The 13,324-nt window shown below is 62.5% G+C and carries 12 protein-coding genes; 6 read left to right on the top strand and 6 right to left on the bottom strand.

Annotated elements, in window-relative coordinates:
- The first annotated feature begins 157 nt into the window (after window positions 1-157).
- The 3 genes from metF to rhlE2 all read left to right on the top strand — a co-directional run bounded on the left by metF (window position 158) and on the right by rhlE2 (window position 4,058).
- Window positions 158-1,003 (top strand): methylenetetrahydrofolate reductase [NAD(P)H], encoded by an 846-nt coding sequence (metF, locus tag QRN70_RS17515; protein WP_285419198.1) that lies wholly within the window; start codon window positions 158-160, stop codon window positions 1,001-1,003.
- Between the two features lie 145 nt (window positions 1,004-1,148).
- The gene (locus QRN70_RS17510) at window positions 1,149-1,961 is read left to right on the top strand and encodes a substrate-binding periplasmic protein (RefSeq protein WP_285419197.1); all 813 of its coding nucleotides are present in this window, start codon (window positions 1,149-1,151) and stop codon (window positions 1,959-1,961) included.
- A gap of 222 nt (window positions 1,962-2,183) precedes the next feature.
- Window positions 2,184-4,058 (top strand): RNA helicase RhlE2, encoded by a 1,875-nt coding sequence (gene rhlE2, locus QRN70_RS17505; RefSeq protein WP_285419196.1) that lies wholly within the window; start codon window positions 2,184-2,186, stop codon window positions 4,056-4,058.
- Between the two features lie 250 nt (window positions 4,059-4,308).
- Here the strand turns inward: rhlE2 and QRN70_RS17500 are convergent, their stop codons facing one another.
- The 3 genes from QRN70_RS17500 to QRN70_RS17490 all read right to left on the bottom strand — a co-directional run bounded on the left by QRN70_RS17500 (window position 4,309) and on the right by QRN70_RS17490 (window position 7,643).
- Window positions 4,309-4,902: a YceI family protein gene (locus QRN70_RS17500; RefSeq protein ID WP_285419195.1), complete on the bottom strand. Its 594-nt coding sequence runs from the start codon at window positions 4,900-4,902 to the stop codon at window positions 4,309-4,311.
- Window positions 4,903-4,933: 31 nt separating this feature from the next.
- Complete coding sequence (locus tag QRN70_RS17495) at window positions 4,934-5,485, bottom strand: cytochrome b (RefSeq protein WP_285419194.1); 552 nt, start codon at window positions 5,483-5,485, stop codon at window positions 4,934-4,936.
- A 343-nt stretch (window positions 5,486-5,828) separates the two neighbouring features.
- Window positions 5,829-7,643, bottom strand: a complete 1,815-nt coding sequence (locus QRN70_RS17490; RefSeq protein WP_285419193.1) for a flavin monoamine oxidase family protein — start codon at window positions 7,641-7,643, stop codon at window positions 5,829-5,831.
- Window positions 7,644-7,866: 223 nt separating this feature from the next.
- On the opposite strand from QRN70_RS17490, the gene QRN70_RS17485 reads away from it, so the two are divergent.
- A complete protein-coding gene (locus QRN70_RS17485; protein ID WP_285419192.1) occupies window positions 7,867-9,273 on the top strand; it encodes an adenosylmethionine--8-amino-7-oxononanoate transaminase in 1,407 nt (468 codons plus the stop codon).
- A 144-nt stretch (window positions 9,274-9,417) separates the two neighbouring features.
- Complete coding sequence (locus QRN70_RS17480; RefSeq protein ID WP_285419191.1) at window positions 9,418-10,137, top strand: 16S rRNA (uracil(1498)-N(3))-methyltransferase; 720 nt, start codon at window positions 9,418-9,420, stop codon at window positions 10,135-10,137.
- A 111-nt stretch (window positions 10,138-10,248) separates the two neighbouring features.
- Here QRN70_RS17480 and trhA read toward each other — a convergent pair whose 3' ends face one another.
- Window positions 10,249-10,866 carry a PAQR family membrane homeostasis protein TrhA gene (gene trhA, locus QRN70_RS17475; protein WP_047596560.1) on the bottom strand — a complete coding sequence of 206 codons (618 nt, stop codon included), beginning with the start codon at window positions 10,864-10,866 and terminating at the stop codon, window positions 10,249-10,251.
- A 211-nt stretch (window positions 10,867-11,077) separates the two neighbouring features.
- Between trhA and QRN70_RS17470 the strand changes: the two genes are divergently transcribed.
- Window positions 11,078-11,992 carry a LysR family transcriptional regulator gene (locus QRN70_RS17470; RefSeq protein WP_285419190.1) on the top strand — a complete coding sequence of 305 codons (915 nt, stop codon included), beginning with the start codon at window positions 11,078-11,080 and terminating at the stop codon, window positions 11,990-11,992.
- 137 nt (window positions 11,993-12,129) lie between these two features.
- Here QRN70_RS17470 and madM read toward each other — a convergent pair whose 3' ends face one another.
- Together madM and madL are read right to left on the bottom strand one after the other, a co-directional pair.
- Window positions 12,130-12,894 carry a malonate transporter subunit MadM gene (madM, locus tag QRN70_RS17465; RefSeq protein ID WP_202369061.1) on the bottom strand — a complete coding sequence of 255 codons (765 nt, stop codon included), beginning with the start codon at window positions 12,892-12,894 and terminating at the stop codon, window positions 12,130-12,132.
- 1 nt (window position 12,895) lies between these two features.
- Entirely contained in the window at window positions 12,896-13,312 is a 417-nt protein-coding gene (gene madL, locus QRN70_RS17460) for a malonate transporter subunit MadL (RefSeq protein WP_027610595.1), read from the bottom strand.
- Window positions 13,313-13,324 lie beyond the last annotated feature (12 nt).

The raw sequence follows: 13,324 nt of genomic DNA, 5'->3' as shown, positions 1-13,324 counted from the left end.
GCAAGTAAGGCCAAAAGCCGGACTTGCCGTGCGAAGCCTGAGGCTCTGCCATCATTTCAAAACAGCGTCAGGCCGCAAGCTTCAGGCACAGGAAATCAGCGCACCTCCGCTCTTCTTGCCGCTCGTAGCTTGCAGCTTGTAGCTGGAGGTCCCCTCCATGTCCCAAGACCGTCGCTACAGCTTCGAGTTTTTCCCGACCAAGACCGATGCTGGGCATGAAAAGCTGCTCAACGTTGCCCGCCAGTTGGCAACGTACAATCCCGATTTCTTTTCCTGCACCTATGGCGCTGGTGGTTCGACCCGTGATCGCACCCTCAACACCGTCCTGCAGCTGGAAAGCGAAGTCAAAATACCGGCCGCACCGCACCTGTCGTGCGTCGGCGACAGCAAGGCCGACCTGCGTGGCCTGCTGAACGAGTACAAGGCCGCCGGCATCAAGCGCATCGTGGCCCTGCGTGGCGACCTGCCGTCCGGCATGGGCATGACCAGCGGCGAGCTGCGTCACGCCAATGAACTGGTGGAATTCATTCGTGAAGAAACCGCCGATCATTTCCACATCGAAGTGGCCGCTTACCCGGAGATGCATCCGCAAGCGCGCAATTACGAAGACGATCTCGCCAACTTCGTGCGCAAGGCCCGTGCCGGCGCCGACAGCGCGATCACCCAGTACTTCTTCAACGCCGACAGCTACTTCTACTTCGTCGACCGTTTGCAGGCGCTGGGCGTGGACATTCCAGTCGTGCCGGGGATCATGCCGATCACCAACTACAGCAAGCTCGCGCGTTTCTCCGATGCCTGCGGTGCGGAAATTCCGCGCTGGATCCGCAAGCAACTGGAAGCCTATGGCGACGACACCCAGAGCATCCAGCGCTTTGGCGAGCAAGTCGTCAGCGAGATGTGCGAACGCCTGCTGCAAGGCGGCGCGCCAGGGCTGCACTTCTATTCCATGAACCAGGCCGAACCGAGCCTGGCGATCTGGAATAATCTGAAGCTGCCACGTTAAGCGATAACAGCAACATCAACGGATCGCAGCCTTCGCCAGCCCCTGCAGGGGTGTCGTGGCTGCGATCTTTTGCTTTTGATCCCCGAAGTAGAGCTTGTGCCGGCACTTTCTGGCTCTTTCGCGCTTCTCGTCGTAATCTCAAGCCATGCCTTTGATCACGCAGTTATTCGCCGTGCTGGTTTTTGCTTGCCTGAGCTTTGCGGCTCGGGGCGAGAAGCTGCGTATCGTCACCGAACCGTGGGCGCCGTACGTCTATGAACAGGGCGGCAAGAACCTCGGCCTCGACTACGAAACCACCGCGATCGTGTTCAAGCGCCTGGGCATCGAAGTCGAATGGCAGTTCCTGCCGTGGAAGCGCTGTTTGTCCATGCTCGAGACCGGCCAGGCCGACGGCGCGCTGGACATCTTCCACAGCGATGAGCGCGACGCCACCCTGCTCTACCCCAGCGAACCGCTCTCGGACGTCGAGTTCGTGCTGTTCTACGCCAACGACCGCCCGCACCCGTTCCGCTCCCTGGATGAACTCAAGGGCCTGACGGTCGGCACCTCGCCGGGCTACCTGTACAGCTCGGACTTCAGCGAATCGCCGCTGTTCACCCGCGAGCCGGCACCGACCCACGAGGCCAATTTCGGCAAACTGCTGCGCGGGCGCATCGACCTGCTGATCACCGACCGCCGCGTCGGCCAACACCTGCTCGATGAATTGGGCATCCGCGACAAGATCACTGAAAACCCCACGGTCATCAGCCGTCAGCGCCAGTATCTGGCGGTGCGGCGCAATGCCGGGATGGATTTGCTGGTGCAGCGCTTCGGCGCCGAACTCAAGCGTTTCAAGCGCGAACCGGCCTACGCCGAGCTCAGCGCGCGCTACGGCGCGGCCCCTGCGCTCGCTGCGCCGCTGGACAGCGCCACGGCCAGCGGCAAAACCGTTGAGCAGCAGGAAAGCAGCGCACAGTGATTGCTCTGTTATACTCCGGCGTTCCCGCCAGGCTCACGCCCGGACGCCCGGAACCGTAACAGGCCTCTCGACCCGCTACAGCGCAGCTTTTCAGCCCGCGCGAGCACTCCAGACGTGCCTTCGTGACCGCAGCAGGACCGGACGGGATTGCGTCCTCTTAAACGCCATTCGCGCCAGGCAAGACTCCCATTGGGCCAAGCCCTAACTAAAACAGGATTACTCATGTCCTTTGCTTCCCTCGGTCTCTCCGAGGCTTTAGTCCGCGCCATCGAAGATGCGGGCTATACCGAGCCTACTCCGGTGCAACAGCGGGCCATCCCCGCCGTGTTGCAAGGTCGCGACCTGATGGTCGCGGCACAGACAGGTACTGGTAAAACCGGCGGTTTCGCCCTTCCGATTCTGGAGCGGTTGTTCCCCAACGGTCACCCGGACAAATCCCAGCGTCACGGCCCGCGCCAACCGCGCGTGCTGGTGCTGACCCCGACCCGCGAACTCGCGGCCCAGGTTCACGACAGCTTCAAGATCTACGCCCGCGACCTGAAATTCGTCAGCGCCTGCATCTTCGGCGGCGTCGGCATGAACCCGCAGGTCCAGGCCATGTCCCGTGGCGTCGACGTGCTGGTGGCCTGCCCGGGCCGCCTGCTCGACCTCGCCGGCCAGGGCAGCGTCGATCTGTCCCACGTCGAAATCCTCGTGCTCGACGAAGCCGACCGCATGCTCGACATGGGTTTCGTGCATGACGTGAAGAAAGTCCTCGCGCGCCTGCCGGCCAAGCGTCAGAACCTGCTGTTCTCGGCAACGTTCTCGAAAGACATCACCGACCTCGCCGGCAAACTGCTGCACAACCCGGAACGCATCGAAGTGACGCCGCCGAACACCACGGTCGAGCGCATCGAGCAACGCGTGTTCCGTCTGCCGGCCAGCCACAAGCGCGCCCTGCTGGCCCACCTGATCACCGCCGGTGCCTGGGAACAGGTGCTGGTGTTCACTCGCACCAAGCACGGCGCCAACCGTCTGGCCGAGTACCTGGACAAGCACGGCCTGCCGGCCGTGGCGATCCACGGCAACAAGAGCCAGAACGCCCGCACCAAGGCCCTGGCCGACTTCAAGGCCGGTGAAGTGCGCATCCTGGTCGCCACCGACATCGCCGCCCGCGGCCTGGACATCGACCAGTTGCCACACGTGGTCAACTTCGAGCTGCCGAACGTCGACGAAGACTACGTGCACCGCATCGGTCGTACCGGCCGCGCCGGTCGTTCGGGCGAGGCGATCTCGCTGGTGGCCCCGGACGAAGAAAAACTGCTGAAAAGCATCGAGCGCATGACCAAGCAGAAAATCGCCGACGGCGACCTGATGGGCTTCGATGCCAGCACCATCGAGGCCGAGAAGCCTGAAGTGCGCGAACGTCCGGACATGCGCAACCCGCGCAATGCCCGTGGCCCGCGCGGCGACGGCCCGAATGGCGGCGGTGGCGGCGGCGGTCGCAAGGACAAAGGCAAGGACAAGGGCAAGGGCAAAGAGAAGCCGGCCGGCGAACGCGGCGAGCGCCCTGCCCGTCAGCAGAAGCCTCGCGAAGGCACTCCGGCGCGTGAACAGCGCCAGCCATCGCAGCCGCCGCGCGCCGCTGCCGATCGTGCACCGGACGAGTTCCTCGACGACGATATCGATAACTTCGGTAACCGCGTCGATTACGTGCCGAAGCAGGCTCCGGCCGGTGGCCGCGGTCGTCGCCCTGGCGCTCCGGCGCAAGGTGCAGGCGCTGGCGCTCCACGTGGCGGTCAGTCGCAAGGCCGGCAGAATGGCCCGCGCAACAGCAACGGCTCGAGCACCGGCACTCCGCCGGGCAAGCGCAGCGGCCCGCGCAACGGTGCTCCACGTGACGGCCAGGGCCGTCGTGACGAGTCCTCGCGCAACCGTCGTCCGGCCCGTGACGATCAGCAACGCGCCGAACCGGCCGTGCAGAACCCGCGTAGCAGCGGGCCGAAGATCATGCACAAGGAATCGAAAGCCGACCGCTTCCCGACACCTGAGCAGCTCGATCAACTGCCAAGCCGCCCGCGCGGTGAAAAACCGGCGCTGCTGACCCGCAATCGCTGAGTTATCGCTGCAATGAACAATGCCCCGGTTCGAAAGAGCCGGGGCATTTTTCATGGCGCCGCGAATCCCTGCATCACCCCCTCCTGTGGGAGCGAGCCTGCTCGCGAAAGCGTCGGATCAGTCGAGACCTCTGGTTACTGACACACCGCATTCGCGAGCAGGCTCGCTCCCACAGGGAATGAGTGTGTCGCAGGCAATAAAAAACGCCCCCGGCCTTGCGACCGGGGGCGTTTTTGCATGGCGGCGAACGTTACTTCGCTTTCACACCTTCGAACGAGATGTACAGGTCGACGTTGTCGGACTGTGGACCCAGGTCCATCATCTTGCCGAAATCAGAGCGCTTGATGCTGGTGGTGCCTTCGAAGCCGGCACGGTAGCCGCCCCATGGATCCTTGCCTTCACCCAGGAACACAGCCTTGACCACGATTGGCTTGGTCACGCCGTGCAGGGTCAGGTCGCCGGTCACGTCAGCCGTGTCTTTGCCAGCGGCGTTCTTGCCGGTGGATTTGACGCTGGTGGAGACGAACTTGGCGTCGGCGAATTTGCCCACGTCGAGGAAGTCTTTGCTGGCGATGTGCTTGTCGCGCTCGGCGTGGTTGGTGAACACGCTGGCGGTACGCACGTTGAATTCGATTTTGCTGTCTTCAGGCTTGGCGGCGTCGAAGCTGAACTTGCCGTCGATGTCCTTGAAGGTACCGGTGATGTAGCTGTAGCCCAGGTGGCTGATCTTGAAGTCGACGAAGGCGTGCTGGCCTTCCTTGTCGACGGTGTAGTCAGCGGCCATGACGTTGGCGGACAGCACGGCAGAACCGATTGCCAGAGCGGCCAGAGTCTTTTTCAACATGCTTTGTTTTCCTTTGAGTCGAGGTTGAACTTCAGGCTTTGCGACCGAGCATTCGCGTCAGGGTCGCATCACGATCGATAAAGTGGTGCTTCAATGCTGCCAACGCATGGAGACCGGAAAAAATTACCAGCGCCCACGCCAGCCAGAGATGAATCACCCCAGCGGTATCTGCCTGATCCGGTAGCCCGGAAATCAGTGCAGGGACTTCAAACAGGCCAAACACCGGGATCCCGACACCGTCTGCGGTGGAAATCAGGTAACCGGCAATCATCACAGCGAACAGCGCGAGATACAGGAACCCGTGGCCGAATTTGGCGCCGATACGGGTCATGCGGCTGTAGCTTTGCAGCGTCGGCGGCGGTGGGCTGATAAAGCGCCACAGCACCCGCAGCACCATCACGCCCAACAGCACCAGACCGATGCTCTTGTGCAGATCCGGCGCGTCTTTGCGCCAGGTGCTGTAGTAATCCAGCCCCACCATCCACAGGCCCAGCGCGAACAGTCCGAAGACCGCCAGCGCCACGCCCCAATGCATGAAGATGCTGACCCAACCATAACGCGAAGAAGAGTTACGTAGCTGCATTGCCCAAATCCTGTGAGAACTGCGAACCAAGACTAGCGAGTTATCTATCGAATTAAAGCGGAAAATTTTGCTTTGAAATATCGAGAAATACGATCAAGAGTCTTGAACAAGGGTGTTAAGGAAAGATTAACGGCGAAAGTGTGGCTGGATGTGGTTGCCGGCAATGGATTTGCGCTGTTTGAAACGGCCCTTTCGCGGGCAAGCCCGCTCCCACAGTGGTCTGTGGTGTTTACAAATTTTGCCTTCACTGCAAAACCTGAGGGAGCGGGCTTGCCCGCGATGAGGCCCTCACACGCAAAAAAAAAGCGCGGCCGGAGCCGCGCTTTTCATTCACCGCAAAGCCTTACTGCGCTTTGCTATCGGTGCTTGCCGCCGGAGCCGGCGCTGCTGCCGGCTTGGCCGCCGGCTTCTTCGCCGGTTCGGCTTTTTTCGCCGCAGGCTTGGCCGGGGCCTTTTTCGCCTCGGTTTTCGCCTCGGTTTTCGCTGCAGGCTTCTTCGCCGCAGGCTTGGCTGGCGCTTTCTTCGCCGGCTCGGCTTTCACTGGAGCGACTGGTTTCGGCGCCTCCACCGGTGCAGGAGCTGGCGCAGGGGCTGGGGCCGGTGCAGGTGCTGGGGCCGGCGGGGCTGGAGCTGGCTCAGGTGCCTTCACAGGCTCTGGCTTCTTGTCGTCATCCGAGCCGCCGAACAGGTTGCTGAAGAAGTTGCCCTTCTTCGCCGCCACGGCACCCGCCGCGCCTGCCGCTGCTGCGGTTGCCGCCGCCGGGCCAACTTTGACCGGTTCGAACGACTTGCCCGCCGCCAGATCTTCAACCTGGCTGGCCGCACGCTGGCCAGTGCGCAGCGCGCCTTCCAGAGTGCCCGGGTACAGGGTGTCGGTGTGTTCGCCGGCAAACGTCACACGTTGCAGCGGACGCTCCCACAGGCGCCAGAACTTGCTGATCTGCCCAGGACCGAAGGCCAGGTACGCACCACCCGTCGACGGGTCGGTGCTGTAACGACGGATTTCATAGCCGGTGAACGAGCCACGCGCCTGTGGATAAAACGCGTGCAGACGGATCAGCACCTGATCGACCATCTGCTTGTCGCCGAACGCCTGCATCACCCGGGCGTTGTCGCCGGACAGGTTGATCACCACGTTGGCGCCGCCCTTCAGGGCCGGCTCGATCCAGAGCATGCCCAGACCGGCGTTGCTGTAGATCTCGCCGGACATGCGCGCCTTGCTCTCCCACACCGGCGTCTTGAACTTGAGCATGATCTGGTCGCGCCAGCCGTAGTTGGTGCCTTTGATCGCGGCCAGGTGCTGGGCATCCAGGGCCGGGGTCAGCGCAATCTTGTTCAGTGCGCGCAGCGGCACGGCGAGCACCACGTAGTCGGCCTGGTAGCCGACGCTGCCGACCTTGACGGTGACGCCGTCCTTGTCCTGGGTGATGGCGGACACCGGCGAGTTGGTCTTGATGGTCTTGATCTGTTTGACGAAGGCCTGCGCCAGCACCTGGCTGCCGCCGACCAGACGCGAAGCGCGCAGGTCACGGTCGGAGACGCCGCGGTACACACGGTTCTGCTGCGCGAAATACAGCAGCGACAGGCGCGACGGCTCGTCGTAGTGGGTGCGGATGTCCTGGTTGATCAACTGGCGCGCGGTGGCCGGCAGGTTCTGCTTGTCGAGCCAGCTCGACACGTTGATCTGATCCAGCGCGTGCAGGGTGCTGGTCGCGGCCGGGTTCTGCGGATCGTCGATCGAGCGCGCCAGATCGTCGAGGGTTTTCTGGTAGCGCTTGAGGGCCTCGGCCGTGGCCGGTTGCTTGGTTGCCAGGTCGGCGGCGGAGAAATACTCGCCGTCGATCAGATAACCCGGAGTACGGACGAATTCCGGAGCCGGGGTGGTGCTCAACTTGAACGTCGAGACGTACTTGTTCAGCACCGGCTGGGTCTTGTCGTTGCCGATCCACTCGCTGGTGGCCATGCCCGAACGACCGCCCATGCTCGGCTTGGCTTCCAGCAGCGTCACCTGCCAGCCCTTGTTCTGCAGCTCGTAGGCCGCGGTCAGGCCCGACAGGCCGCCGCCGATCACGATCGCGGTTTTATCCTTGGCCAGCGCCGTAACGCTGAACAGCCCCAACATCACCAGCGCACAGGCGCGCAGCCAACCGACAGACATTCAGCGAACTCCGGAAATACACGTAGGAAGAAGCAGTTTTGCGGGTCAGACGACCCAAAGAACCGCGAAGAATACGTCAGCCATCAAAACGCCGCCAGCGACGTCTATCGGCCCATACAAAGTAGCTCAATCGACACAATGGGTTGTCCCCGCGCGATGCATTGCATAGGCTTGCGCGATTGTTAGCCCGCGCCCGACGCGAGCCGCCTCGAGGAGACTGTAAATGGGCCTGAATAACCAGTGGATGCAACGCGACCTCGCGGTGCTGTGGCATCCCTGCACCCAGATGAAAGACCACGAACAGCTGCCGCTGATCCCGATCAAACGCGGTGAAGGCGTCTGGCTGGAAGACTTCGAAGGCAAGCGCTACCTCGACGCGGTCAGCTCCTGGTGGGTCAACGTGTTCGGCCACGCCAACCCGCGCATCAACCAGCGCATCAAGGATCAGGTCGATCAACTCGAACACGTGATTCTCGCCGGCTTCAGCCATCAGCCGGTGATCGAGCTGTCCGAGCGTCTGGTGCAGATGACGCCCGAGGGCCTGAACCGGGTGTTCTATGCCGATAACGGTTCCTCCTGCATCGAAGTCGCGCTGAAAATGAGCTTTCACTACTGGCTCAACCGTGGTCAGCCAAACAAGAAGCGCTTCGTCACCCTGACCAACAGCTACCACGGCGAAACCATGGCGGCGATGGCGGTCGGCGACGTGCCGCTGTTCACCGAAACCTACAAAGCGCTGCTGATGGACACCATCAAGGTGCCGAGCCCGGATTGCTACCTGCGCCCCGCAGGCATGAGCTGGGAAGCGCATTCACGCAACATGTTCGCGGCCATGGAACAGACACTGGCAGAACATCATGACAGCGTGGCGGCAGTCATCGTCGAGCCGTTGATCCAGGGTGCCGGCGGCATGCGCATGTATCACCCGGTGTACCTCAAGCTGCTGCGCGAGGCCTGCGACCGCTACGGCGTGCACCTGATCCACGATGAAATCGCCGTCGGCTTCGGCCGCACCGGGACCATGTTCGCCTGCGAGCAGGCCGGCATCCGCCCGGATTTCCTCTGCCTGTCCAAGGCCCTGACCGGCGGCTACCTGCCACTGGCAGCGTGCCTGACCACCGATGAGGTCTACAGCGCCTTCTACGACGACTATCCAACCCTGCGCGCCTTCCTCCACTCGCACAGCTACACCGGCAACCCGCTGGCGTGTGCGGCGGCGCTGGCGACGCTGGATATCTTCGAGCAGGACAACGTCATCGAGAACAACCAGGCGCTGGCCCGGCGCATGGCTTCGGCGACCGCGCATCTGGTCGATCACCCGAATGTGTCCGAAGTGCGCCAGACCGGCATGGTCCTGGCCATCGAGATGGTCAAGGATAAAGCCAGCAAAGAGGCCTACCCTTGGCAGGAACGCCGTGGCCTGAAGGTGTTCCAGCATGCCCTGGAGCGTGGCGCGCTGCTGCGGCCGCTGGGCAGCGTGGTGTATTTCCTGCCGCCGTATGTAATCACCCCGGAGCAGATCGACTTCCTCGCCGAAGTCGCCAGCGAAGGCATCGACATCGCCACCCGCGACAGCGTCAGCGTGGCGGTGCCGAAGGATTTCCACCCCGGTTTCCGCGATCCGGGCTGATCTATCTCACTTAAGCTTCAGCGGTGACCGGACTACCGCCATCGCTGGCAAGCCAGCTCCCACAGGTCCTGCGCAAAACCCTGTGGGAGCTGGCTTGCCAGCGATGGGGCCGCCAGACTTCTACAAATTTTACAGAGACCCCGCATGAGACTGTCCCGCTTCTTTATCGACGCCCCCCTGAGCACCGGCGAACACGAACTGCCGGAAGCCCAGGCGCATTACATCAGCCGCGTGCTGCGCATGGCCGAGGGCGATGCAGTGCAGTTGTTCGACGGTTCCGGCCATGAGTTTCGCGGATCGCTGGTGGAAGTCGGCAAGAAACGCGTGGTGGTGCAGATCGACGAGCAGCTCGCCGGGCAGATCGAGTCGCCGCTGCAGATCCACCTCGGCCAGGGCCTGTCCCGGGGCGAGCGGATGGACTGGGCGATTCAGAAAGCCACTGAGCTGGGCGTGAGCGAAATCACCCCGATCTTCAGCGAGCGCTGCGAAGTGCGCCTCAAGGACGAACGCGCCGACAAACGCCTGCTGCACTGGCGCCAGGTAGCGATCAGCGCCTGCGAGCAGTGCGGTCGTTCACGGGTACCGGTGATTCACCCGCCGGTATTGTTGGCGGACTGGATCAAGCAGACCGAAGCCGAACTGAAGCTGGTGTTGCACCCGGTGGCGGAACCGTTGGTAAGCCATGCCAAACCGGCGACGCTGGCATTCCTGATCGGCCCGGAGGGTGGTTTGTCGGATGCCGAGGTCGAGCAGGCCAAGGGTAACGGCTTCCATGCCGCACGCCTTGGGCCGCGGGTGTTGCGCACCGAGACGGCGCCGGTGGTGGCGCTGGCGGTGGCCCAGCAGTTGTGGGGTGACTTCTAGGGCCTCTTCGCTGGCAAGCCAGCTCCCACGGGAATGAGGTTGGCGCACGCTGATGTGTTCGACAGAAAGACCTGTGGGAGCTGGCTTGCCAGCGATGGGCCGCGCCTCGGTCTACAGGACATAAAACAGGATCGCGACAAAGTGCAGCAGGCTGCCGGCGATCACGAACAGATGCCAGATCCCGTGTGCATGCCGTAACCGGTGGTCGAGGGCAAAGAAGATGATCCCCACGGTATACAGCACCCCGCCCGACGCCAGCCAGGCAAAGCCTGTCGTGCCCAGCGCCGCAATCAACGGCTTGACCGCCACCAGCACGATCCAGCCCATCACCGCGTAGATCACGATCGACAGGATTCGCGCCTCCGAGCGCGGCTTGATCTCTTGCAGGATGCCGATCAGCGCCAGCCCCCAGACAATCCCGAACAACGTCCAGCCCCATGGCCCGCGCAAGGTCACCAGGCAGAACGGCGTGTAACTGCCGGCGATCAGCAGGTAGATCGAAAAGTGATCGACCTTCTTCATGATCGCTTTCTTGCGCCCGCGCACGCTGTGGTACACGGTCGACGCGCTGTAGAGCACCAGCAAGGTGAAGGCGTAGATCGCTACGCTGACAATCTTCCATGGACTGCCGTCGAGGCTGGCAATCACCAGCATCCACACGCCGCCGATAAATGCTGCCACGGCCCCGACCAGATGCGTCCAGGCGTTGAGTTTTTCCCCGTGATACATGTGTCGCTCACCTCAAGATTCGTTACCGCAACGCGCAAGGCTCGGGCCTCGAGCGTAAAAGCGCAATGTTTCTGTTCAAAGCCAGGACCAAAAGATCGCAGCCTGCGGCAGCGCCTACAGGAAAGTCGCATTCCAAAGGCAGGAGCTGCCGAAGGCTGCGATCTTTTGATCTTCAAGGCACAATCGACGCATTCGAAAAAGAGTCCGCGCCATGCTGATCGACGAAGAATTGACCCTGAAAAAACTCGAGGTGTTCCTCGCGTTCATGCGCACCGGCAATCTGGCGCGTGCCGCCGCCGAGTTGCAGACCAGCAACGTCAGCGTGCACCGGGCGATCCATTCGCTGGAAAGCGCCCTGCGCTGCCCGCTGTTCAAGCATGAAGGGCGCAACCTGACACCGCTGGAAAGCGCCTACGTGCTCGAAGAGCGGGCGCAGAAGCTGATTCAGGACGTGGTCGAAAGCGTACGCCTGACCCGCGAAGCCGCCGGTTTCTCCGCTGAACGCTTCAAACTCGGCTCGCTGTATTCGCTGACGGTGAAAACCGTACCGCAACTGATCATGGGCCTGAAGCTTCGCCGCAGCGAACTGAATATCGACCTGATCCTCGGCTCCAACATCGACCTGCTCTACAAGCTGAAAAACATGGAAGTCGACGCGATCCTGGTGTCGCTGGACGACAGCGTCAACGACCCGGACTGCGAGCAGATCCCGCTGTTCTCCGACGATATTTTCCTCGCCACGCCGGCGGACTCGCGCTTCGCCCAACGCAGCGAAGTCGATCTGGCGGAAGTGCGCGACGAGACCTTCATCACCCTGACCCAGGGCTTCGCCACCCATCAGGACGGCATTCGGGTGTTCAGGCAGGCGGGGTTCGAGCCGAAGGTGGCGATGCAGGTCAACGACATCTTCACCCTGCTGAGCATGGTCAGCTCCGGGGTCGGTTATGCGTTGCTGCCGGGGCGGATTGCGGCGGTATACGAGAACCGCGTGAAGCTGATTGCGCTGCAGGAGAAGTACCGCTTGCAGCAGCACATTGGCGTGGTGTTTTTGAAGGCCAAGGAGCGCGATCCGAATCTGCTGGCGTTGTTGGCGGAGTGTCGGATGTATGCCAATCGCCAGGCCTGAAACCGAGCCGCCTGCATCGCTGGCAAGCCAGCTCCCACAGGGTTTTGTGCTGATTCGGAAATCTTCTTACAACACAAAACCTGTGGGAGCTGGCTTGCCAGCGATGGCGTTAGACCCGACAACACAGAATCCGAAAGTCAGCCCACAATCCCGCGAACGATGAAGAACAACAGCGAAGGCCCCAGCAGACAGCCAAGCCCAGTGTGGAACGTCGCCGTCAACGCGCCATAAGGCACCAGGCGCCGATCCGTCGCCGCCAGCCCCGCCGTCACCCCGCTCACCGTCCCGGCCAGACCACCGAACACCATCGCCGAACGCGGATTATCCAGGCCCATCCAGCGCGCCGCGACTGGCGTGCCGACCATCACCAGAATCGCCTTGATCAACCCGGTGGCAATCGACAGCGCCATCACATCCGAGGTCGCGCCAATCGCCGCGCCGGTCACCGGACCGACGATGTAGGTCACCGCCCCGGCGCCGATGGTAGTCATGCTCACCGCGTCGCGGTAACCGAAGGCCCAGGCCATGCTGGCACCGACAATGAACGGCAGGATCGTGCCCAGCAGCAATGCAATCACGCCGATCAGCCCAGCCTTCTTCGCCTCGGTCGCCTGCACTTCGAATGCGGTGGCGACAATCGCGAAATCACGCAGCATCGCCCCGCCCATCAGGCCGATGCCGGAGAACAGCGTCAGGTCGGCCAGGCCTTTCTGGCCGCCGGTCATGGTGCCGCCGACCCAGGCCAGCACCAGACCGATGACGATGGCAATCGCCGAGCCGTGAATGCGCCCGAAGGTCAGGCGTTTGGAGAGAATCACCGATACCCACATGATCACGCCGACGAAGGCGAACGCGGTGATCAGGCCGTTGTGTTCCAGACCGTTTTCAATGAGAGCCCACATGTCAGCGACCTCCTACCGGGGTGCCGACCGGAGTGACTTCCACCGGTTCGTCAGGCAACGGTTCGCCCTTGTGGGTGCGGCTGATCAGGGCAATGGTGCAGCCACAGACCAGCACCGAACCGATGGCCGCCAGCACCGCTACCGGGCCGCCGTGCAGGGCGGTGACGACGTTCTGTTGCGCGGCCATCGCCACCACCACCGGAATGTACATGGCGCCCCAGAAGCCGACGCCCATTTCGCAATCCTTGGTCATGCCGCCGCGTTTCTGCATCCACAAGCGCGCGCAGATCAACAGGATCATGGCGATGCCGACCCCGCCGACGTTGGATTTGACGCCCAGCAACACGCCGAGCATGTCACCCATGATCACCCCTGCCAGCGTACAGATCGCCAACAGCGCCACACCGTAAATAATCATTGTTGTAGTCCT

This window comes from Pseudomonas sp. efr-133-TYG-5 (assembly GCF_030209175.1).
Classification (GTDB): Bacteria; Pseudomonadota; Gammaproteobacteria; order Pseudomonadales; family Pseudomonadaceae; genus Aquipseudomonas.
Note: the sequence above shows the minus strand (reverse complement) of the source record. Positions and strands in the feature narration are given on the sequence as shown.